This is a genomic window from Enterobacter sp. BIDMC92 (assembly GCF_001030225.1).
GTDB classification, from domain to species: domain Bacteria; phylum Pseudomonadota; class Gammaproteobacteria; order Enterobacterales; family Enterobacteriaceae; genus Enterobacter; species Enterobacter sichuanensis.
In genome coordinates this window covers 3,424,728-3,446,812 of sequence record NZ_KQ087598.1, presented here as the reverse complement: position 1 = coordinate 3,446,812, position 22,085 = coordinate 3,424,728, and the positions used below count along the sequence as shown (strand labels likewise).

At 53.7% G+C, this 22,085-nt stretch carries 22 protein-coding genes, 2 tRNA genes, 1 other RNA gene and 1 pseudogene; 15 read left to right on the top strand and 11 right to left on the bottom strand.

Annotation, left to right across the window (positions count from 1 at the left end; genetic code table 11):
* The first annotated feature begins 122 nt into the window (after positions 1-122).
* From SP99_RS16135 to pdxK, 6 genes are all read left to right on the top strand, one after another.
* The gene (locus SP99_RS16135) at positions 123-1,136 is read left to right on the top strand and encodes a sulfate ABC transporter substrate-binding protein (protein ID WP_047959185.1); all 1,014 of its coding nucleotides are present in this window, start codon (positions 123-125) and stop codon (positions 1,134-1,136) included.
* On the top strand, positions 1,136-1,969 hold the full coding sequence (gene cysT, locus SP99_RS16130; protein ID WP_045286558.1) for a sulfate/thiosulfate ABC transporter permease CysT: 834 nt from the start codon (positions 1,136-1,138) through the stop codon (positions 1,967-1,969). The genes SP99_RS16135 and cysT overlap by 1 nt, the downstream gene beginning before the upstream one ends.
* Entirely contained in the window at positions 1,969-2,844 is an 876-nt protein-coding gene (gene cysW / locus SP99_RS16125) for a sulfate/thiosulfate ABC transporter permease CysW (protein ID WP_025758780.1), read from the top strand. Before cysT ends, cysW begins: the two co-directional genes overlap by 1 nt.
* Positions 2,834-3,928 (top strand): sulfate/thiosulfate ABC transporter ATP-binding protein CysA, encoded by a 1,095-nt coding sequence (gene cysA, locus SP99_RS16120; protein WP_047959184.1) that lies wholly within the window; start codon positions 2,834-2,836, stop codon positions 3,926-3,928. Before cysW ends, cysA begins: the two co-directional genes overlap by 11 nt.
* Positions 3,929-4,046: 118 nt before the next feature.
* Positions 4,047-4,958, top strand: a complete 912-nt coding sequence (cysM, locus tag SP99_RS16115) for a cysteine synthase CysM (RefSeq protein WP_025758777.1) — start codon at positions 4,047-4,049, stop codon at positions 4,956-4,958.
* 5 nt (positions 4,959-4,963) lie between these two features.
* On the top strand, positions 4,964-5,800 hold the full coding sequence (gene pdxK / locus SP99_RS16110) for a pyridoxine/pyridoxal/pyridoxamine kinase (RefSeq protein WP_047959183.1): 837 nt from the start codon (positions 4,964-4,966) through the stop codon (positions 5,798-5,800).
* A gap of 44 nt (positions 5,801-5,844) precedes the next feature.
* Here pdxK and crr read toward each other — a convergent pair whose 3' ends face one another.
* The 5 genes from crr to cysZ all read right to left on the bottom strand — a co-directional run bounded on the left by crr (position 5,845) and on the right by cysZ (position 10,638).
* Positions 5,845-6,354 (bottom strand): PTS glucose transporter subunit IIA, encoded by a 510-nt coding sequence (gene crr / locus SP99_RS16105; RefSeq protein WP_003861316.1) that lies wholly within the window; start codon positions 6,352-6,354, stop codon positions 5,845-5,847.
* 40 nt (positions 6,355-6,394) lie between these two features.
* Entirely contained in the window at positions 6,395-8,122 is a 1,728-nt protein-coding gene (ptsI, locus tag SP99_RS16100) for a phosphoenolpyruvate-protein phosphotransferase PtsI (protein ID WP_047959182.1), read from the bottom strand.
* Between the two features lie 44 nt (positions 8,123-8,166).
* Entirely contained in the window at positions 8,167-8,424 is a 258-nt protein-coding gene (gene ptsH, locus SP99_RS16095; protein ID WP_000487600.1) for a phosphocarrier protein Hpr, read from the bottom strand.
* A 317-nt stretch (positions 8,425-8,741) separates the two neighbouring features.
* Positions 8,742-9,713 (bottom strand): cysteine synthase A, encoded by a 972-nt coding sequence (gene cysK / locus SP99_RS16090; protein WP_014884739.1) that lies wholly within the window; start codon positions 9,711-9,713, stop codon positions 8,742-8,744.
* A 163-nt stretch (positions 9,714-9,876) separates the two neighbouring features.
* Positions 9,877-10,638, bottom strand: coding sequence for a sulfate transporter CysZ (gene cysZ / locus SP99_RS16085; protein WP_025758773.1), 762 nt, complete (start codon positions 10,636-10,638; stop codon positions 9,877-9,879).
* 230 nt (positions 10,639-10,868) lie between these two features.
* On the opposite strand from cysZ, the gene zipA reads away from it, so the two are divergent.
* From zipA to SP99_RS16070, 3 genes are all read left to right on the top strand, one after another.
* The gene (gene zipA / locus SP99_RS16080) at positions 10,869-11,852 is read left to right on the top strand and encodes a cell division protein ZipA (protein WP_025758771.1); all 984 of its coding nucleotides are present in this window, start codon (positions 10,869-10,871) and stop codon (positions 11,850-11,852) included.
* Positions 11,853-11,921: 69 nt separating this feature from the next.
* Entirely contained in the window at positions 11,922-13,937 is a 2,016-nt protein-coding gene (gene ligA / locus SP99_RS16075; RefSeq protein ID WP_047959181.1) for an NAD-dependent DNA ligase LigA, read from the top strand.
* Position 13,938: 1 nt separating this feature from the next.
* Positions 13,939-14,154 carry a DUF3820 family protein gene (locus SP99_RS16070; RefSeq protein WP_003861328.1) on the top strand — a complete coding sequence of 72 codons (216 nt, stop codon included), beginning with the start codon at positions 13,939-13,941 and terminating at the stop codon, positions 14,152-14,154.
* Here SP99_RS16070 and SP99_RS16065 read toward each other — a convergent pair.
* Positions 14,151-15,146 (bottom strand): bile acid:sodium symporter family protein, encoded by a 996-nt coding sequence (locus tag SP99_RS16065; protein WP_023325832.1) that lies wholly within the window; start codon positions 15,144-15,146, stop codon positions 14,151-14,153. The two genes, SP99_RS16070 and SP99_RS16065, sit on opposite strands and share 4 nt — an antisense overlap.
* A gap of 89 nt (positions 15,147-15,235) precedes the next feature.
* Between SP99_RS16065 and SP99_RS16060 the strand changes: the two genes are divergently transcribed.
* Positions 15,236-16,171, top strand: a complete 936-nt coding sequence (locus SP99_RS16060; protein WP_047959180.1) for a LysR family transcriptional regulator — start codon at positions 15,236-15,238, stop codon at positions 16,169-16,171.
* On the opposite strand, the gene SP99_RS16055 is transcribed toward SP99_RS16060, so the two are convergent.
* On the bottom strand, positions 16,168-16,506 hold the full coding sequence (locus SP99_RS16055; RefSeq protein WP_025758767.1) for a FlxA-like family protein: 339 nt from the start codon (positions 16,504-16,506) through the stop codon (positions 16,168-16,170). The two genes, SP99_RS16060 and SP99_RS16055, sit on opposite strands and share 4 nt — an antisense overlap.
* A gap of 87 nt (positions 16,507-16,593) precedes the next feature.
* Here SP99_RS16055 and SP99_RS16050 point away from each other — a divergent pair.
* The 5 genes and pseudogenes from SP99_RS16050 to SP99_RS16030 form a co-directional block, all read left to right on the top strand.
* A pseudogene (locus SP99_RS16050) lies at positions 16,594-16,809 on the top strand (hypothetical protein); the annotation flags it as partial.
* 37 nt (positions 16,810-16,846) lie between these two features.
* Positions 16,847-17,614, top strand: coding sequence for a LysR family transcriptional regulator (locus tag SP99_RS16045; protein WP_047959178.1), 768 nt, complete (start codon positions 16,847-16,849; stop codon positions 17,612-17,614).
* A gap of 193 nt (positions 17,615-17,807) precedes the next feature.
* Positions 17,808-19,235 (top strand): pyruvate kinase, encoded by a 1,428-nt coding sequence (pyk, locus tag SP99_RS16040; protein WP_047959177.1) that lies wholly within the window; start codon positions 17,808-17,810, stop codon positions 19,233-19,235.
* A complete protein-coding gene (locus SP99_RS16035; protein ID WP_047959176.1) occupies positions 19,236-19,970 on the top strand; it encodes a TSUP family transporter in 735 nt (244 codons plus the stop codon).
* 5 nt (positions 19,971-19,975) lie between these two features.
* On the top strand, positions 19,976-20,902 hold the full coding sequence (locus SP99_RS16030) for an AEC family transporter (RefSeq protein WP_047959175.1): 927 nt from the start codon (positions 19,976-19,978) through the stop codon (positions 20,900-20,902).
* Here SP99_RS16030 and SP99_RS16025 read toward each other — a convergent pair.
* The 4 genes from SP99_RS16025 to SP99_RS16015 form a co-directional block, all read right to left on the bottom strand.
* Entirely contained in the window at positions 20,826-21,488 is a 663-nt protein-coding gene (locus SP99_RS16025; RefSeq protein ID WP_047959174.1) for an HD domain-containing protein, read from the bottom strand. The two genes, SP99_RS16030 and SP99_RS16025, sit on opposite strands and share 77 nt — an antisense overlap.
* Before the next feature lie 267 nt (positions 21,489-21,755).
* A non-coding RNA gene (locus SP99_RS23915) (RtT sRNA) lies at positions 21,756-21,883 on the bottom strand.
* Positions 21,884-21,912: 29 nt separating this feature from the next.
* Positions 21,913-21,988: transfer RNA gene (locus SP99_RS16020), tRNA-Lys, on the bottom strand.
* Between the two features lie 4 nt (positions 21,989-21,992).
* A tRNA-Val gene (locus tag SP99_RS16015) sits at positions 21,993-22,068 on the bottom strand.
* Between the last annotated feature and the right edge of the window lie 17 nt (positions 22,069-22,085).

Below are 22,085 nucleotides of genomic sequence, written 5' to 3'. Positions count from 1 at the left end.
CCGCACCCTTATTCCCTTTTCTGCTTGTAAATCACCAAACGGTATATAAAACCGTTACTCCTTTCGTCCTCGTTATAAATATTATGACTATAAGATAGTCATCACATTTATAAGGGTGCGCAATGGCCGTTACTGTACTGAAAAAAGGAACTCTGGCGCTGGCAGGTTTACTGCTGGTGGCACAGGCGCAGGCGACTGAGCTGCTGAACAGTTCATACGATGTCTCCCGCGAGCTGTTCGCCGCCCTTAATCCCCCGTTTGAGCAGCAGTGGGCAAAAGACAATAACGGCGATAAGCTGACCATCAAGCAGTCCCACGCCGGTTCGTCCAAGCAGGCGCTTGCCATTCTTCAGGGACTGAAAGCGGACGTCGTGACCTACAACCAGGTGACTGACGTGCAGATCCTGCACGACAAAGGCAACCTCATCCCGGCGGACTGGCAGAGCCGTCTGCCTAACAACAGCTCGCCGTTCTACTCCACCATGGGTTTCCTGGTGCGTAAGGGCAACCCTAAGAATATCCACGACTGGAGCGACCTGGTGCGTTCCGACGTGAAGCTGATTTTCCCAAACCCAAAAACCTCCGGTAACGCGCGTTACACCTATTTAGCGGCGTGGGGCGCGGCGGACAAGGCTGACGGTAACGATAAAGCGAAAACCGAGCAGTTCATGACCCAGTTCCTGAAAAACGTCGAAGTGTTTGATACCGGCGGACGCGGCGCAACTACAACCTTCGCAGAGCGCGGTCTGGGCGACGTGCTGATTAGCTTTGAATCGGAAGTGAACAACATCCGCAAGCAGTATGAGGCGCAGGGCTTTGAGGTGATTATCCCAAAAACCAACATCCTGGCCGAGTTCCCGGTGGCGTGGGTGGATAAAAACGTACAGGCAAACGGCACCGAGAAAGCGGCAAAAGCCTATCTCAACTACCTGTACAGCCCGCAGGCGCAGACCATCATCACCGATTACTACTACCGCGTGAATAACCCGGACGTGATGAACAAACTGAAAGATAAATTCCCGCAGACCGCGCTGTTCCGCGTGGAAGACCATTTCGGCTCCTGGCCTGACGTAATGAAAACGCACTTTGCCAGCGGCGGTGAGTTAGACAAATTGCTGGCGGCGGGGCGTAAGTAATGTTTGCAGTATCGACTAAACGCGTGCTGCCGGGTTTTACCTTAAGCCTTGGGACCAGCCTGCTGTTCGTCTGCCTGATCCTGTTGTTGCCGCTCAGCGCGCTGGTAATGCAGCTGGCTCAGATGAGCTGGGCGCAGTACTGGGAGGTCATCACCAACCCCCAGGTGGTGGCAGCCTATAAGGTGACGCTGCTGTCAGCGTTTGTCGCCTCCATTTTTAACGGCGTGTTTGGCCTGCTGATGGCGTGGATCTTAACCCGCTATCGCTTCCCGGGCCGTACGCTGCTTGACGCACTGATGGATCTGCCGTTTGCGCTGCCAACGGCGGTTGCTGGCTTAACCCTCGCGTCGCTCTTTTCCGTTAACGGGTTGTACGGTGAGTGGCTGGCGAAGTTTGACATCAAGGTGACCTATACCTGGCTCGGTATCGCAGTAGCGATGGCCTTTACCAGTATTCCGTTTGTGGTGCGTACCGTGCAGCCGGTGCTGGAAGAGTTGGGGCCGGAATATGAAGAAGCGGCGGAAACGCTCGGCGCCACGCGCTGGCAGAGTTTCCGCAAGGTGGTTCTGCCGGAGCTCTCCCCGGCGCTGATGGCGGGTATTGCGCTGTCGTTTACCCGCAGCCTCGGTGAGTTCGGCGCAGTGATTTTTATCGCCGGGAACATTGCCTGGAAAACGGAAGTGACCTCGCTGATGATTTTCATCCGTCTGCAGGAGTTTGATTATCCGGCGGCGAGCGCGATCGCTTCGGTGATCCTGGCGGCCTCGCTGCTGCTGCTGTACTCGATTAACACTCTGCAAAGTCGCTTTGGTCGACGTGTGGTAGGTCACTGATGGCGGAAGTTACGCAATTGAAGCGATACGATGTGCCCCGTATTAACTGGGGGAAATGGTTTCTGATTGGGGCGGGCGTGCTGGTGTCCGCCCTCATTCTCGTCGTGCCGACGATTTATATCTTCGTTCAGGCGTTCAGCAAGGGACTGATGCCCGCGCTGGAAAACCTGGCGAACCCGGATATGCTCCATGCCATCTGGCTGACCGTGCTGATTGCATTAATCACCGTGCCGGTGAACCTGGTGTTCGGTACTCTGCTGGCGTGGCTGGTGACGCGCTTTAACTTCCCGGGACGTCAGCTGCTGCTTACCCTGCTGGATATTCCTTTTGCCGTCTCGCCGGTGGTGGCGGGTCTGGTGTATCTGCTCTTTTACGGCTCCAACGGTCCGCTGGGCGGCTGGCTGGATGCGCATAACCTGCAGATCATGTTTGCCTGGCCAGGCATGGTGCTGGTCACCATCTTCGTCACCTGTCCATTTGTGGTGCGTGAGCTGGTACCGGTGATGTTAAGCCAGGGGAGCAACGAAGATGAAGCGGCGGTGCTGCTGGGCGCGTCAGGCTGGCAGATGTTCCGCCGCGTGACGCTGCCGAATATCCGCTGGGCGCTGCTTTACGGCGTGGTGTTGACCAACGCCCGCGCAATTGGCGAGTTCGGTGCCGTTTCCGTCGTCTCCGGCTCCATTCGCGGTGAAACCCTGTCGCTGCCGCTGCAGATTGAGTTGCTGCAGCAGGACTACAACACCATCGGCGCCTTTACTGCCGCAGCGTTGCTGACGCTGATGGCCATTTTGACCCTGTTTTTGAAGAGTGTGGTGCAGTGGCGTTTAGAAAATCAGGAAAAACGTCAGCATCAGGAGGGAAATCATGAGCATTGAGATTGCCAATATTAAGAAGTCTTTTGGTCGCACCCAGGTGCTGAATGATATCTCGCTGGATATCCCTTCCGGACAAATGGTGGCGCTGCTGGGGCCGTCTGGCTCGGGTAAAACCACGCTGCTGCGCATTATCGCCGGGCTTGAGCATCAGACCAGCGGGCATATCCGCTTCCACGGCACCGACGTGAGCCGTCTGCATGCCCGCGACCGTAAGGTGGGGTTTGTGTTCCAGCACTACGCGCTGTTCCGCCACATGACCGTGTTTGACAATATCGCCTTTGGCCTGACCGTGCTGCCGCGTCGTGAACGCCCGGATGCGGCAACCATTAAGGCGAAAGTGACCAAACTGCTTGAGATGGTACAGCTGGCTCACCTGGCGGACCGTTTCCCGGCGCAGCTGTCCGGCGGGCAGAAACAGCGCGTGGCGCTGGCGCGTGCGTTAGCTGTTGAACCGCAAATTCTGCTGCTGGATGAACCCTTCGGCGCGCTGGATGCGCAGGTGCGTAAAGAGCTGCGTCGCTGGCTGCGTCAGCTCCATGAAGAGCTGAAGTTTACCAGCGTGTTCGTGACCCACGATCAGGAAGAGGCGATGGAAGTCGCGGATCGCGTGGTGGTCATGAGCCAGGGCAACATTGAACAGGTTGACGAGCCAGAACAGCTGTGGCGTGAACCGGCGACCCGCTTCGTGCTGGAATTTATGGGCGAGGTCAACCGTCTGCAGGGCACCATTCGCGGCGGTCAATTCCATGTAGGGGCGCACCGCTGGCCGCTGGGCTATACCTCCGCGCACCAGGGCCCGGTTGATCTGTTCCTGCGCCCGTGGGAAGTGGACGTAAGCCGCCGAACCAGCCTGGATTCACCGCTGCCGGTACAGGTGCTGGAAGCGAGCCCTAAAGGACACTACACCCAACTGGTGGTACAACCGCTGGGCTGGTATACCGAGCCGCTGACCGTCGTGATGCGCGACGACGTTCCGCCGCACCGCGGAGAGCGGCTGTTTGTCGGTCTGCAGCATGCCCGTATTTATCACGGAAATGAGCGCATCGAGAAACGCGAGGATATTGCTCTGGCGGAGTCAGCCTGATAGGTTATTAGGATGTTTATCGCCCGGTGGCGCTGCGCTGACCGGGCCTACAGCTAAAACTGCGTCTTGTAGGCCGGGATCGCTGCGCGCCACCCGGCTTTTTTATTGAGTAAAAATCGTGAATACACTCGAACACACCATCGGCAATACCCCTCTGGTCAAACTTCAGCGCATGGGGCCGGCTAACGGCAGCGAAATCTGGGTCAAACTTGAAGGCAATAACCCGGCCGGGTCGGTAAAAGATCGTGCGGCGCTGTCGATGATTGTCCAGGCCGAAAAGCGCGGTGAAATCAAACCCGGCGATGTGTTGATCGAAGCCACCAGCGGCAACACCGGTATCGCTCTGGCGATGATTGCGGCGCTGAAAGGCTACCGTATGAAGCTGCTGATGCCGGACAACATGAGCCAGGAGCGACGCGCCGCGATGCGTGCCTACGGGGCCGAACTGATTCTCGTCACCAAAGAGCAGGGAATGGAAGGCGCGCGCGATTTAGCATTAGCCATGGCTGAGCGCGGCGAGGGTAAACTGCTCGATCAGTTCAATAACCCGGACAACCCTTACGCCCACTACACCACCACCGGCCCGGAAATCTGGCAGCAGACCGACGGACGGATCACCCATTTTGTCTCCAGCATGGGTACCACCGGCACCATTACCGGCGTGTCGCGTTTTCTGCGCGAGCAGGCGAAAGCCGTTACCATCGTTGGGCTGCAGCCGGAAGAGGGGAGCAGCATTCCGGGCATTCGCCGCTGGCCTGCGGAATATATGCCGGGCATTTTTAATGCGCAGCTGGTGGATCAGGTGCTGGATATTCATCAGCGCGAGGCGGAGAATACCATGCGTGAACTGGCCGTGCGTGAAGGTATCTTCTGTGGGGTCAGTTCGGGGGGCGCGGTGGCAGGCGCGATTCGGGTAGCGCAGGAGAATCCCGGTGCCGTTGTGGTGGCGATTATCTGCGACCGCGGCGATCGCTATCTGTCGACCGGCGTTTTTGGTGAAGAGAGTTATTCGCAGGGGGCGGGAATTTAAACGTCATGGAGATGATTCTATTCCGGGATAACACCCGGGCGCAGCAAACCGACATTGTCGCGGTGCAGTCGCAGGTGGTTTACGGCAGCGTCGGGAACAGTATCGCGGTACCGAATATTCGTACCCACAGGCTGAACGTCACCGCCGTACCGACGGTGCTGTTTAGTAACACACCGCACTATGACACCTTCTACGGCGGGGTGATCCCCGATGAGTGGTTCAGCGGCTATCTGAAGGCGCTGGAAGAGCGCGAGATCCTGCGCGAGCTTAAAGCGGTTACTACCGGCTATATGGGCAGCGCCAGCCAGATTGCCCTGCTGGCGCAGTGGCTGAAGGCGGTTAAAGCACAGCATCCAGACCTGCTGGTGCTGGTCGACCCGGTTATCGGCGATATCGACAGCGGGATGTACGTAAAGCCCGATATTCCCGAAGCGTATAGGGAGCACCTGCTGCCGCTGGCGCAGGGGATTACGCCAAACGTCTACGAACTGGAAGTCTTAAGCGGCAAACCGTGTCGTACACCGGAAAGCGCGATTTCAGCAGCGCAGGGATTGCTCTCCGACACACTGAAATGGGTGGCCATCACCAGCGCGCCGGTGGCTGACGATCCGCAAAACATCCACGTGGTGCTGGTTACGCGTGAGGGGATTACCGTCAGCGCGCATCCGCGCGTGGAAACCGATCTAAAAGGAACGGGCGATCTGTTCTGCTCGGAACTGGTGAGCGGCATTGTTGAGGGAAAAACCGTTGCCGATGCCATCCGTATGGCCGGCGATCGGGTGACTGACGTGATGCTGTATACGCAGTCGAAAGGGTATGACGAACTCATCCTCCCCGCATAAACAAAAATGGCGCCCGAAGGCGCCATTTTACTGTGCGGCAAGAATTACTTCTTGATGCGGATAACCGGGGTTTCACCCACGGTGACGCTGCCAGACAGTTTGATCAGTTCTTTGATTTCGTCCATGTTGGAAATAACAACCGGCGTCAGGGTAGACTTGGCTTTTTCTTCCAGCAGTGGCAGATCGAATTCAATGACCGGGTCGCCAACTTTCACACGCTGGCCTTCTTCCGCGATACGTTTGAAGCCTTCGCCTTTCAGTTCAACGGTGTCGATACCGAAGTGAACGAACAGTTCGATACCGCTATCAGATTCGATAGAGAACGCATGGTTGGTTTCAAAAATTTTACCGATGGTGCCGTCAACTGGAGCAACCATTTTGTTGCCAGTTGGTTTGATAGCAATGCCATCACCAACGATTTTCTCAGCAAACACTACATCCGGCACGTCTTCGATGTTGACGATCTCGCCGGAGAGCGGAGCAACAATCTCGATAGTTCCGGAGTCTTTCTTATCATCAGAAACCAGAGATTTCAGTTTATCGAACAAACCCATGATCTTCTCCTAAGCAGTAATTTGGGCCGCATCTCGTGGATTAGCAGATTGTTTTTTCTTCAATGAACTTGTTAACCAGCGTCATTAACTCGTCCGTTGTCGGTTGAGCAAGAGCCTGCTCTGCTAACACCTTCGCATCTTCGAAGTTCGTGTTACGGATAATCTTCTTAATGCGCGGGATGGAAATGGCGCTCATAGAGAATTCGTCCAGACCCATACCCAGCAACAGAAGTGTAGCACGTTCGTCGCCTGCAAGCTCACCACACATGCCAGTCCATTTACCTTCTGCATGAGAAGCATCAATAACTTGCTTGATCAAGTTCAGTACGGACGGTGACATTGGCTGGTAGAGATGTGAAATCATATCATTACCACGGTCAACTGCCAGGGTGTACTGCGTTAAATCATTGGTGCCGATACTAAAGAAATCAACTTCTTTGGCTAAATGACGCGCAATCGTTGCCGCCGCTGGTGTTTCCACCATCACGCCGATCTCAATTGACTCGTCAAACGCTTTACCTTCGTCACGCAGTTCCTGTTTGTAGATTTCGATCTCTTTCTTCAGTGCACGCACTTCTTCAACAGAGATGATCATCGGGAACATAATGCGCAGCTTACCGAAAGCGGAGGCACGCAGGATCGCACGAACCTGATCGCGCAGGATCTCTTTACGATCCATGGCGATACGTACTGCACGCCAGCCCAGGAACGGGTTCTCTTCTTTCGGGAAGTTCATGTACGGCAGCTCTTTGTCGCCACCGATGTCCATGGTACGGACGATAACGGCCTGAGAGCCACAGGCTTCAGCCACCGCTTTGTACGCTGCGAACTGCTCTTCTTCAGTCGGCAGGGCGTCACGGTCCATGAACAGGAATTCAGTACGATAGAGACCTACGCCTTCCGCACCGTTACGCTCAGCGCCATCAACGTCGCGGACGGTACCGATGTTTGCGCACACTTCTACCTGATGGCCGTCCAGGGTAATGGCTGGCAGGTCTTTCAGCTTAGCGAGTTCCGCTTTTTCAGTCGCAACCTGCTCCTGAATTGCGCGCAGTTTCTCGATCTCTTCGTTAGTTGGGTTGACGTAAACCAGATTGTTTACGGCATCCAGAATCAGATAGTCACCGTTTTTCACCTGAGAGGTGACGCTACCGGTACCCACGATAGCAGGCAGTTCAAGAGAACGTGCCATGATAGAGGTGTGGGAGGTACGGCCGCCCGCATCGGTGATGAAACCGAGGACCTTTTTCAGGTTCAGCTGTGCGGTTTCAGACGGGGTGAGGTCAGCGGCAACCAGGATCACTTCATCCTGAATCGCGCTCAGGTCGATAATGGCCAGGCCCAGGATGTTGCGCAGCAGGCGCTTACCGATGTCACGTACATCAGCCGCACGCTCTTTCAGGTATTCATCATCCAGTTCTTCCAGGGCAGTTGCCTGACCTTCGATAACTTCATGGGCAGCCGCGTCGGCCGTCATGCCTTTATCTTTAATCAGGGCTATGATTTCCTGCTCCAGCTCCTCATCTTCGAGCAGCATGATGTGCCCTTCGAAGATGGCTTCTTTTTCTTCACCGAAAGTTTCGCCAGCTTTAGTTTTGATTGCTTCCAGTTGCGCAGATGCCTTGGCACGACCGCTCAGAAAACGTTCAACTTCCTGATCAACCTTGTCGGCAGAAATTTTTTTCCGGTCGATGACGATCTCGTCTTCTTTCAGCAGCAGTGCTTTGCCGAAAGCGATACCCGGGGATGCTAAAATGCCTGAAATCATAACCCTACCTTACTTGTGACTGATATTTAAAAGAACCCGGAAACTTACTCGAGCTCAGCCATCAGTTTTACCAGATGCTCAACTGCTTTCTGCTCGTCTTCACCTTCCGCAGAGATGGTGACTACGGTGCCCTGAGTCAGGCCCAGAGTCTGCAGTTTGAACAGGCTTTTTGCGCTGGCGCTTTTGCCGTTGGAAGTCACAGTGATTTCAGAAGTGAAGCCTTTCGCTTCTTTAACAAACTGAGCAGCAGGGCGGGTGTGCAGACCGTTCGGAGCGGTAATGGTAACTTCTTGCTGGAACATTGTATTTCCCCAACTTATAGGTTTAGTGTTGTGGAACTAAAGTCTAGCCTGGCGACTGAACTTTAGCCTGTATTGTTAGCGCTGACGTTTCGATCGTCATTAAACATTATGCAGCGAAAGCAAGACTTGAACCAAATCATAAAATCGATTCAGCAAGGCTATTTCGTTCACTGATTAATTTCACGCATCAAAATAATTGCTGGTTTAAATACCAGACCCTACGGGGTGAAGCAATGCCAGGAGGGGTAAAAGTTTGAAGCAGGCCACAAAAAAGCACCTGAAAAGGTGCTTTTTTACGCGTTATTAACATGCTGGCATTACTGTTGCAGCTCTTTTTCCGTGAAGAGATCGGCAAACAGTGCGGTGCTCAAGTAACGCTCACCCGAAGAAGGAAGGATAACCACAATATTCTTGTTGGTAAAGGCTTCGTCTTCCTGAAGTTTGAGCGCTGCCGCAACGGCCGCACCGGAAGAGATACCCGCCAGAATACCCTCTTCATCCATCAGGCGACGCGCAGTAGAGATGGCTTCTTCGTTAGTGATGGTCACCACTTTATCAATAAGCTTCAGATCAAGGTTGCCCGGAATGAAGCCTGCGCCAATACCCTGGATTTTATGCGGGCCTGGTTTAAGCTCTTCGCCCGCCAGCGCCTGGGTGATAACCGGGGAGTCAGTGGGTTCAACCGCAACGGTGATCAGGTCTTTTTTACCTTTTGTGCCTTTAATATAGCGCGACACGCCGGTCAGCGTACCGCCGGTACCCACGCCGGAGATAAAGACATCTACCTGGCCGTCCGTATCTTCCCAGATTTCCGGACCGGTGGTCTTTTCGTGAATTTCCGGGTTCGCCGGGTTGCTGAACTGCTGAAGCAGCAGGTATTTCGCCGGATCGCTGGCCACGATCTCTTCGGCTTTCTGAATGGCACCTTTCATGCCTTTCGCGCCTTCAGTCAGGACCAGGTTCGCGCCCAGCGCTTTGAGCAGCTTGCGACGCTCAATGCTCATGGTTTCAGGCATGGTCAGCGTCAGTTTATAGCCACGTGCCGCCGCCACATAGGCCAGTGCGATACCGGTGTTGCCGCTGGTCGGTTCCACCAGCTCAACGCCAGGCTTCAGTACGCCACGTTTTTCAGCATCCCAAATCATGTTTGCACCGATACGGCATTTTACGCTGAAGCTCGGGTTACGAGATTCGACCTTCGCCAGAATGCGTCCATTACCGATACGGTTCAGTCGAACCAGGGGCGTATGACCGATAGTCAGCGAGTTGTCTTCATAAATCTTACTCATGGCCTGTCCTTAACTGTATGAAATTGGGATACCGACCCAGCATACCTGTTGAGCAGGTAGGGGGAAGTAAGGAATTCGCATATCTATATACTGCAAGGAAATAATGGGGATCAGTATGGAATAAGGGGCGGCATAAGCCACCCCTGCTTTACACATTTTTGCATTATTTCCATAACGCGTGCTTAGCACGGTAGCAATCCACCCACATCGCCGTCGCGCCACATACCGCCACCGGCATAATGAACAGATTGAGGAAGGGGATCATCGTGAACAGGCTGGTCAGGGCGCCGAACTGCATATTAGCGACCTTACGGGTGCGCAGGGCGGTGCGCATCTCTTTAAACGGCACCTTATGGTTATCGAACGGGTAATCGCAGTATTGAATAGCCAGCATCCAGGCGCTGAAGAGGAACCACAGCACCGGCGCTACCGTCTGGCCAATGCCGGGCACAAAATAGAGGATAAGCAGCACAATCGCCCGGGGCAGGTACCAGACAAATTTCTGCCACTCGCGCTTCATGATACGGGGAAGATCTTTCATGATCCCCAGTATGCCGGTATCCGGTGGCGTCGCTCCGGTCAGGCGTGCTTCCAGCTGTTCCGCCAGCAGGCCGTTAAACGGGGCGGCTATCCAGTTCGCAATCGTTGAGAAGAAGTACCCAAACACCAGCAGCACGGAGATCACCGCCACCGGCCAGAGCAGGTAGTTAAGCCACTGCAGCCAGTCTGGCACATGGCTCATCAGCGACGGGATCCAGCTCTCCAGCTTTGTGAACAGCCACCAGAACGCACCGCCCATCAGAATAATGTTGATGAACAGCGGCAGAATGACGAAGCGTCGAATACCCGGCAGGGAGACCAGTTTCCAGCCCTGAGAAAAATACCAGACACCGCTGCGCGGGGGAGAAGAAGATGTTGAAACCATAACCAGGCTGTACTCCTTTTTTCACAACCAGTGGAATTGCCTGCCTATATTATCCACTTACGGACCAATGACCAGTTCGGAAATGTTCGAAAAACCAGCAAAAAGCACGATTTCCTTCATCTTTATGCTGCGAATGCTCTGCACGCACTTGCACTTGACGTAAACGGCAAATACTCTTAGTGAGTAAATGTTTGCCGTGGTGGCAAGGTGTTAGAACAACAGAGAATATAATGATGCAGGATTTGCGTCTGATATTAATCATTGTTGGCGCGATCGCCATAATCGCTTTACTGGTACATGGTTTCTGGACCAGCCGTAAAGAGCGTTCCTCTATGTTTCGCGATCGCCCACTGAAGCGCATGAAGTCCAGTCGTGACGACGATGACAGTGAAGATGACATCGATGGCATCGACGACGACGGCGTGGGTGAAGTTCGTGTTCATCGGGTCAATACTGCGCCCGGCGCGGCTCATGGGGAGCATGAAGCCCCCCGTCCAGCGCAGCACCAGTATCAACCGCCGTATGCTTCTGCTCAGCCGCGCCAGCACGCGCCGCAGCCGGTAGAAGAGCCGGTGCGCCAGCCGCCGCAACAGCCTGTCCATCAGCAGCCTGCTGCACCGCAGCCGGTTCAACAGCAGCCTGTGCAGCAGCCCGTGCAACAACAGCCTGCACAGCCGGTACAACAGCCGCAGCAGCCTGTTCATGTGCAGCCTGCACCGCAGCCTGCCCCGGCCCCGCACGTTGAGCCTGAGCCTGTTGCAGAGCCTGAACCGGTTGTTGAAAAACCGCAGCGTAAAGAAGCGGTGATCATCATGAACGTGGCCGCACATCAGGGCAGCCATCTCAACGGTGATGTGCTGCTTAACAGTATTCAACAGGCAGGTTTCAAGTTTGGTGATATGAATATTTTCCATCGCCATCTGAGTCCTGACGGTAGCGGCCCGGCGCTGTTCAGCCTGGCCAATATGGTCAACCCTGGCACTTTTGATCCGGAAATGACCGGTGATTTCGTGACCCCGGGCGTCACTATCTTTATGCAGGTGCCGTCCTACGGTGATGAACTGCAAAACTTTAAGCTGATGCTGCAGTCCGCTCAGCATATCGCCGACGAAGTCGGTGGTGTGGTACTCGACGACCAGCGTCGCATGATGACGCCGCAGAAACTGCGCGAGTATCAGGACCGCATCCGCGAAGTGAAGGAAGCCAACGCGTAATCGTCGCGTTTACTTCAACTCCTCCTCAACCCCCGCATGTCGGGGGTTTTTTCTCATTGATGGTGTGATATGGACTCAATCGAACAACAACTCACTGAACTGCGAACCACGCTTCGCCATCATGAATATCTCTATCATGTTATGGACGCGCCGGAAGTCCCGGATGCCGAGTATGACCGCCTGATGCGCGAGCTGCGTGAATTAGAGGCGCAGCACCCGGAACTTATCACCCCTGATTCCCCCACCCAGCGCGTTGGCGCCGAGCCGCTGGGGGCATTCAGCCAGGTACGTCATGAAGTACCGATGCTGTCGCTGGATAACGTCTTCGATGAAGAGAGCTTCCTGGCGTTTAACAAGCGCGTACAGGATCGCCTGAAAAGCAACGACTCTCTGACCTGGTGCTGTGAGCTGAAGCTGGATGGCCTGGCAGTCAGCCTTCTCTACGAAAACGGCGTACTGGTGCGTGCTGCGACCCGAGGGGATGGCACCACGGGGGAAGACATTACCACCAACGTGCGAACCATTCGCGCGATCCCGCTGAAGCTGCAGGGTGACAACATTCCAGCGCGTCTGGAAGTGCGTGGCGAAGTGTTCCTCCCGCAGGCGGGCTTCGAGAAAATCAACGAGGAAGCGCGCCGCACCGGTGGGAAGGTGTTTGCAAACCCGCGTAATGCGGCGGCAGGCTCCCTGCGTCAGCTGGATCCGCGCATCACCGCGAAGCGACCGCTTACTTTCTTCTGCTACGGTGTCGGTATTCTGGAAGGCGGCGAGTTGCCGGATACGCATCTCGGCCGTCTGCTGCAGTTTAAGGCATGGGGGCTGCCGGTAAGCAACCGCGTCCAGCTTTGCGACTCACCGGAGGCGGTGCTTGCGTTCTATCACAAGGTTGAAGAGGACCGTCCGACACTCGGTTTCGACATTGATGGTGTGGTCATTAAGGTAAACTCGCTGGCGCTGCAGGAGCAGCTGGGCTTTGTGGCGCGTGCGCCGCGCTGGGCGGTGGCGTTTAAGTTCCCGGCCCAGGAGCAGATGACCTTTGTGCGCGACGTGGAGTTCCAGGTAGGACGGACGGGCGCCATCACCCCTGTCGCGCGTCTGGAGCCCGTGCAGGTTGCGGGTGTGCTGGTGAGTAACGCCACGCTGCATAATGCCGATGAGATCGAGCGCCTTGGTCTGCGTATCGGTGACAAAGTGGTGATCCGCCGCGCGGGCGATGTGATTCCGCAGGTGGTTAACGTCGTTGAGTCAGAACGTCCTGACGATACGCGCGAAGTTGTCTTCCCGACCCATTGCCCGGTGTGTGGCTCTGACGTTGAGCGTGTGGAAGGTGAAGCGGTGGCGCGCTGCACGGGCGGTTTAATCTGTGGCGCGCAGCGTAAAGAGTCACTGAAGCACTTTGTCTCCCGTCGGGCGATGGACGTCGACGGCATGGGCGACAAGATTATCGACCAGCTGGTTGAGAAAGAGTATGTCCATACCCCCGCGGATCTCTTCAAACTGACCGCGGGCAAGCTGACAGGTCTTGACCGCATGGGGCCAAAGTCGGCCCAAAATGTGGTTAACGCCCTGGAAGCGGCTAAAGAGACCACCTTCGCCCGTTTCCTTTATGCGCTCGGCATTCGTGAAGTGGGTGAAGCGACGGCAGCAGGGCTGGCGGCGTATTTTGGTACGCTGGAGGCGCTGGAAAACGCGAGCATCGACGAACTGCAGAAAGTTCCGGATGTCGGCATCGTTGTCGCCACGCATGTCTTTAACTTCTTTGCTGAAGAGAGCAACCGCGAGGTCATCGGCAAACTGCTGGCAGAGGGCATCAAATGGCCTGCGCCGGTCGTCGTCAACGCCGAAGAGATCGACAGCCCGTTCGCCGGTAAAACGGTGGTGCTGACCGGCAGCCTGAGCCAGCTATCCCGTGATGATGCAAAGGCACGTCTGGTCGCGCTGGGAGCTAAAGTGGCGGGCAGCGTGTCGAAGAAAACCGACCTGGTGATCGCCGGGGAAGCCGCCGGTTCCAAGCTGGCAAAAGCCCAGGAGCTGGGGATTGAAGTTATCGACGAAGCGGAAATGATGCGTCTGTTAGGAGAGTAAGGTGGAGAAAGAGCAGCTCGTCGAGATCGCTAATACGGAGATGCCGTTCGGTAAATATAAGGGCCGCAGGCTGATTGACCTGCCGGAGGAGTATCTCCTGTGGTTTGCCCGCAAGGATGAATTCCCGGCCGGGCGACTGGGCGAGCTGATGGCTATCACGTTACTGATCAAAACGGAGGGGCTGACCCAGCTGGTCCAGCCCCTGAAACGTCCTTAAGCCTTCGCGGCGCGGGTCTCTTCCTGCGCCAGTTTTTCCGTCTGGCGCTTATAGCGACGCGCCAGCACCGCGCAGACCATCAGCTGGATCTGATGGAAAATCATCAGCGGTAGCACCATCATCCCAATCACCGAGGTCGGGAACAGAATGTTGGCCATCGGGATACCGTTTGCCAGGCTCTTCTTCGAACCGCAGAAGACAATGGTGATCTCATCCGCTTTGTTGAATCCGCACTTGCGTGCCACAAAGACGTTCACGGCAATCACAATCGCCAGCAGGATGAGGCTGACCACCACGATAAACAGCAGAGAGCCTGCGCCCACCTTGTGCCAGATCCCGTTCACGACCGCTTCACTGAAGGCGGAATAGACCACCAGCAGAATCGACGACTGATCGGTTTTTGAAATCCATTTCTTGTGCTTTGCCACAAACGCGCCGGTCCACGGTCGGGAGAGATGGCCCAGCACAAACGGCAGCAGCAATTGCAGACAGATTTTGCCCACCTGCTCAAGGTTACCTTCCGCGCCGTGCATGTTCATCAGCAGGCCGACCAGCAGTGGGGAGACGAAAATCCCCAGCAGACTGGATGCCGATGCCGAGCAGACGGCGGCCGCTACGTTCCCTCCCGCCAGAGAGGTAAACGCAATGGCGGACTGCACGGTGGCCGGCAAAATACACAGATACAGGAAACCGGTGTAGAGCGCAGGGTCGACATTAACCGGCGCCCACCAGGCAAACAGCACGCCGAGGATCGGGAAAAGAATAAAGGTGCTGCACATCACCCACAGATGCAGTCGCCAGTGGCTCCCGCCGGCGATAATGGCTTCGCGGGAGAGTTTCGCCCCATGCATAAAGAACAGCAGGGCGATGGCGGCCGTGGTTAGCCCTTCAAAGAACGGGACGAATCCCCCGCGAGCGGGAAAGAAAGAGGCCAGTAATACGGTAACGACCAGGGTAAGCGTAAACGGATCAACAATACGAAATAGTTTCATAATGACTCCTGAAAACAGATGTCGCTATTGTGCTTTTTTCCATTTGAGAAATAAAATTGATTTATTGCATCCATTCATGAACTAAACAGATGAATTACTCGTTACGCCAGCTTCGTATTTTCGTTACCGTCGCGCATGCCCGCAGCTTTAGTCGGGCAGGGGAGATGATTGGCCTGAGCCAGTCGGCGGTCAGCCACAGTGTGAAAGAGCTGGAGAATCAGACCGGCGTGAGGCTGCTTGACCGTACCACGCGCGAGGTTGTCCTGACCGAAGCGGGGCAACAGCTGGCTTTGCGCCTCGAACGGCTGCTGGATGAACTGAACAGCACGCTCAGAGACGTCGGGAGACTGGGGCAGCAGCTTTCGGGTACGGTGCGGGTCGCAGCCAGCCAGACAATTTCTGCACACCTTATCCCGCAATGTATCGCAGAGGGCAACCAGCGTTATCCGGATATCGATTTTGTGTTGCATGACAGGCCGCAGCAGTGGGTGCTGGAAAGCATCCGCCAGGGAGATGTGGATTTCGGTATTGTTATCGATCCCGGCCAGGTGAGCGATCTGACGTGTGAGAGCGTGCTTTCAGAGCCTTTTTTACTGCTCTGTCGGTACGACGATCCGCTGGCAATCTTGCCGGAGGTCAGTTGGCAGCGCCTGCAGGGCGCAAATCTGGTATTACAGGACTATGCCTCGGGCAGCCGTCCGTTGATTGACTCCGCGCTGGTGAATCAGGGCGTAACGGCAACGATCGTACAGGAAATTGGTCACCCGGCGACGCTGTTTCCGATGGTGGAAGCCGGAATCGGGATCAGCGTGTTGCCGGCTCTGGCGCTTCCCCTGCCGCAGGGAAGCCGGCTGGCCGTGAAGCGACTCACGCCCGTTGTGGAGAGAAAGCTGATGCTGGTCCGGCGAAAAAATCGTTCCCTCTCGGGTGCCGCCCAGGCCATCTGGGAAGTGGTGCGTATCCAGGCACAGCGATTAACCGAGGCCCGCATACGCGACCCACTGTTTAACGCATCAGAAGATTAGATGTAGATATCGATCTGATGCGAGTCTGACGGACTGTTCACACCTTCCACTTTGCCGAGCTTTTGATCCTGTTTCTTCTGCGCCTCTTCCGCCTGCTGGCGCTGCAGCGCGGCGAGCTGCGCCTGCAGCACTTTGATCTGGGTCTGAATCAGTTCCTGCTGCTTTTTCTTCTCATCCGTGCTGCCGGGGCTGTTCGCCAGCTCTTTTAACTGCTGAGTCAGCTTTTTGATCTTATCGAGAATGCGGCTGATTTGCGCGGCGATATCGTTACTGCTGGAAGTACCGCTCCCGCCGCTGGTCTGAATAGGTTGGGTTGAAGCCTGAATGGTCGTCATACTTTTTCCTCGCGTTATAAAACAGAGGTATCGGCACCGACGGGATTAGCTTGAGGAAAACTGCCATATCTGGCAGGGAGTTACATTGCGTATGTCGGTTCGGTATTGAGCGGTATAACCGTAGATTATTTCTCGGTGGACGGGGTGAAAGAGTGGCAGACGATCTGGCTGGTGTTTGCAACCTACGCGCTGGCGCTCGCGGTGGTGTTTTATTTCAGTTTTAACTATCGCCATACCTGTAAAAATAGCGAGATGCGTACAGTTGCGCACTCAATTTCCCCTGTGGAGGGTGAAAGGCCTTAAGGCAGGCGCATCAATGTTATCGCCAGGATATGTTTTGATGGAACGCGTCTATCGTACCGATCTCAAGTTGCTGCGCTACTTTCTGGCCGTGGCGGAGGAACTACATTTTGGACGGGCTGCGGCCCGTCTCAATATGTCTCAGCCGCCGCTCAGCTTGCATATTAAAGAACTGGAAAGCCAGCTGGGCACGTTACTGTTCATTCGCCACTCGCGAAGTGTCGCCCTGACACATGCCGGTAAAGTGCTGATGGAAGAGTCGCGCCGGTTGCTCGCCAGCGCAAACCAGGCGTTGGCTCGCGTCGAGCAAATTGGCCGGGGGGAGTTTGGGCGCATTGAGCTGGGGATTTTCGGCACTGCGATGTGGAGCGAGGTGCGCACGGTAATACACGCTTTTTTAAAAGCGCATCCGAATGTAGATGTCGTGTTTCGTGAAAAATCCCCGGTCATGCAGATGGCGCTGCTTGAGCGGCGGGAGCTGGACGTGGGCATCTGGCGAATGGCAACCGAACCCACCGCGGGGTTAACCAGCGTGCGGTTGTATGACGCCGCTTTTCTGGTGGCGATGCCGGAAGATCACCGTCTGGTGAGCGAATCAGCAATTGCGCTCTCAGCATTGCAGGACGAGTATTTTGTCACGATGCCTTCTGCGCATTCTGATTGGGCATTTTTACATCGCGTCTGCCAGCAGGCCGGGTTTTCGCCGCTGATGAAGGAGCGTATACCGGCCGATTTGTATGTGGTGTATGACGAGAAGCAGGCGACGCCTGCGGTGAAGACATTGATTGCGACGTTGACGGCTGGCTGAGGGGATAAAACGCTTTTTATCTTCTTATTGAAAATATGTATAAGAAATCCCTGATTATGGAAATGTTGAAATTACAGGTTCGGATCATCATAAAATTGCTGTAATAATTATTAGGTATATTAAATAGTTTAATATCATTAACTGAATTGTCATAAAACTGTCATAAAGAGCTTTCTTATACAAGGAGTTATTTATGACAGGTTCACGCGTTATTGCTACTATCGGCCCGGCTTCAGACAATACTGACACGTTACTTAAATTACGCAAAGCAGGCATGTCCGTTGCTCGATTAAATGGTTCTCATAATACCCCCGAATGGCATGCAGAAACGGTTAAGCTTCTGCGTAACACCGTTCCTGATGTTCCTGTACTGCTGGATATTCCTGGAAGGAAAATTCGGACACTCCAGTTGGCTCATGAACCTTCGTTCAAAAGTGGCGATACAATAATACTGACAACAGATACCCGCCATGACGGTACAGAAAAAATTCCCGTCGGATTTGATCGGCTTCATGAGAAATTATCCGTCGGCGACGGCGTTTTCGCAGATGACGGAACGCTTTCATTTGTTGTTGACAACATTCAGGGAAGAGATATTTATTTGCGGGCTAATATGGATGGCAAATTAAGGAGTCGTAAGGGAATAAATGTTCCTGGTATCGACCTTGGGCAGTCTTTGGTAACAGATAAAGATCGAGCAATGATTGAATTTGCTAAATCAATCGGTGTTGATTATATCGGAATCAGTTTTGTTGAAAGCCGGGAGCATATTGAAGCCATTCGTGATCTGATTGCTGCACCCGTTCCGCGTATCGTGGCAAAAGTAGAAAACCGTGGGGGGATTACTCATCTTGCTGAAATTGTAGATTCGGCAGATGTGATTATGATTGACCGTGGCGATCTTGCCGTTGAAACATCCATTGATCATGTGGCCCTTTATCAGAAAAAAATCCTCCGTGAAGCGGCTCGCGCAGGTAAGCCCACCATTGTTGCGACTGAAATGCTCCACAGCATGATTGAAAATCCTTTACCAACAAAAGCGGAAGTCAGCGATATCACTAATGCTATATTGGATGGCGCTTCAGCTGTTATGCTTTCCGGTGAAACGGCTGTGGGTCGCTATCCGGTTGAGGCTGTTGATCGGATCAGTCGTATTGCGACACTCGCGGCTACGGGGCGCCACTCACCTTATCATACCGTCAAAGAGCCAACAGACAGCGATCTCAGACATACCATTCGTGCGCTTGCAAAGGCTTTACCGCTGACTCGCCTGGTCGTCCTTTCCCGTACGGGTTACGCCGTGCGCATTGCTGCTATGTCTGATGCCGGATTGCCTGTATTAGCCATAGGAACACATCCAGAATTGACACGTAGCTGGAATCTACTTCCGAATGTGACCAGCGTGTATATTAAAAACGAGGATGAAATATCACTACAGGGCGAAGATCAACTTTTGAGAAAATTAACCCATAGTGGATATCTTCTTGAAGATGATTATGTCGTGATTATCTCTGCTCAACAGGACAGTAATAGCCTTAATGGAAATGTAATTCACACTCTTAATGTAAAAGCCTGGCTTCAGCATCAGTTGATAAAACGCAATGAAGCAGAGGTGGCATAAATGGAACACGAATATCTCTTCTTGCCTGTTATTATGCTGTTTTCAGTGGTTCAATCTATCTTTGGCATGGGTATTCTGGTCTTTGGGACACCAGCACTTCTCCTGCTAGGGTATGATTTTTCGTCTGTCCTGGGCCTGCTTTTGCCTTCATCGGTCCTGATTTCATTGACTCAGTTATATACTGGTCGTGGATGGCGTGTAGACAGGAAAGAAATTTTAAATATGGCCTTGTGTGCGGCTGCTGTGATTATCTTTCTGAGTGTCATTATTACTTCAGGTGGAAAGTTTAATTTTGACTTCATTATTGGTCTGGTACTCATATTTTCTGCAGTAGTGAGATTGAGTACAAATTTTAGACAGTTTATCAGTGCCAGGCTTATTAAATATCAGCGCCTTTATGTGCTAGTGATGGGGGCTTTGCATGGGGTAACAAATATGGGTGGGGCATTATTGGCTCTCTATGCCTCAACCATTCAAAACGAAAAGACAGCCATACGCGCAGAAGTCTCACGCTATTATCTGATGTTTGGCATAATACAATTGCTTACGCTTACTATCCTGAAACCACATTCTCTGAGTCTCTCCGGCTTTATGGCCGCACCATTTGCACTATTTGTTTACTGGGGAGTAGGGAACGTACTTTTCCGTCGCGCTAGCCCATCCGTATATGAAGGTCTGCTGACAGCCTTTATTGCGGTATATGGCATTCTGGTGCTAACGAAGGGATATATCTGACGACCATGATTACGACTCTGCTCGCTCTTATTCCTGTCATGTTTCTGATTGCCCTGGGCTATATGCTGCGCTCGCGCAATTTTATTGATATGCAATTTTGGTTGCCCTGTGAGAAGCTCAATTACTTTTGGCTGTTCCCTGCGCTAATGTTCTCCCAGGTTGCCTCGGCTGACCTGGGGGAATTTCCGGTCAAGCCTATCGCATGGTCTATCCTTGGGGCAGTGCTGCTGGCAGCACTGTCTCTTTGGATCTGGCGGGGATTAAGCAGACAGTCAGGTCCTGTATTTTCCTCTGTCATTCAGGGAGCATTACGGCCGAATACCTATATTGGGGTGGCGGCAGCGGCAGCAACCTATGGCACTACCGGGTTGGCAGTCACGTCGATTAGTATCGCTGTAGCGATTCCTCTTTTGAATGTGGCATCCATTATTGTACTGATGTATTACGGTCAGGGTTCGAAACCCGCGCAGGCACAAATCATCAGGGCGCTGGTACGTAACCCTGTCATAATTTCGGTGCTTGCTGGGCTGCTTTTTAATGTCGCGAGTTTGCATTTACCGCAGATTGTATCCGACATTTTGCATATTCTGGGAGGTGCTTCTCTGCCTCTGGGGCTACTGGCTGTAAGTGCCGGGCTGGATCTGAAAGCGGCCCGTGCTTCTCACGGTGCCGTGTTGCAGTCGACAATCGTTAAGCTTCTTTTTGTTCCTCTGGTGACACTACTCATTGGTATATGGTCAGGAATAAGTGGTCCTGTACTGGCAACTGTCGTACTCTTCAACGCTCTTCCTTGTACTCCCTCTGCCTACATCATGTCCAAACTGCTTGGTGGAGATTACCGCCTCTCAGCAGGCATTATTTCTGTTCAGACGGTACTGGCTGCGGTAACGATTCCGGCAATTCTTTTTCTGACCACGTTGTCACCGAGCTGAGTGGCGTGTGCTGTTCATACTGCGCCCAGCTCTCTACGAACCATGCATCGCTTCCCTGCTGCTGACACAGCAGGGCAAGTCCTTCATCGCATAGCGCGCGGGCTTGTGCATACAGGATTTGATCTCCGGCTGTGAGGACACTGAGCAACCTTTTCATCTCTAAAATATATTCGCAGGCAAAAATCGGGTCGCGCGCCACAACATCTCTTGCATTATCTATAAGATCGCATAACTTTATCGTTTGTGCTCCGGCATTTGCCCGCGCGCTGTGAATGAGATTGGCATTCTTGCGGTCAATACGAGAGCCTCCCGTTCGCCGGGTCCTGACATCCGTCAGCATTTCAACATATTGTCCGACCTCCGCGCCGAACAACGAATCGATGGTTTCCAGTGTAACTCCCGTATCCTCAACGACATCATGGAGCCATGCCGCTGCGATCATTTCTTCGGTTGGATTTATGCTTTGTAGTAATTTGACGACGGATGCAGGGTGGACAATATAAGGTTCGCCTGTGAACTTACGTTTTTGACCGGCTTTACGATGAGCCTGGGTTGCAAAGCGTCTGGCACGTTCGCTGAGTTTCATTGTTTTTTCACCTAAATCGTTATTTTATATTGCCTTTTTTGCGTCTTTTCCAGACCGAAATGTTATATCTTATCCTTCATTTAATTAAGACGTCTGCCAGACGAGAAAAACGCATAATTTTTAAAGGAATACGGTTTTCCGCTCGCCCTTCGGGCCGTCGCCGAAAACGGCTCCTGTGCCTCACTACGTTCGGCTCGAACCTGCAACAGGTTCGAATCGTATATATCGCAGAAAGCAAAAAAGCGCCTTTAGGGCGCTTTTTTACATTGGTGGGTCGTGCAGGATGACTCGGCTTCGCCTCGCCCTTCGGGCCGTCGCCGAAAACAGCTCCTGTGCCTCACTACGTTCGGCTCGAACCTGCAACAGGTTCGAATCATATATATCCCAGAAAGCAAAAAAGCGCCTTTAGGGCGCTTTTTTACATTGGTGGGTCGTGCAGGATTCGAACCTGCGACCAATTGATTAAAAGTCAACTGCTCTACCAACTGAGCTAACGACCCGAAATGGTGGGCGATGACGGGCTCGAACCGCCGACCCCCTCCGTGTAAAGGAGATGCTCTACCAACTGAGCTAATCGCCCATTTCGGAACTACTTCG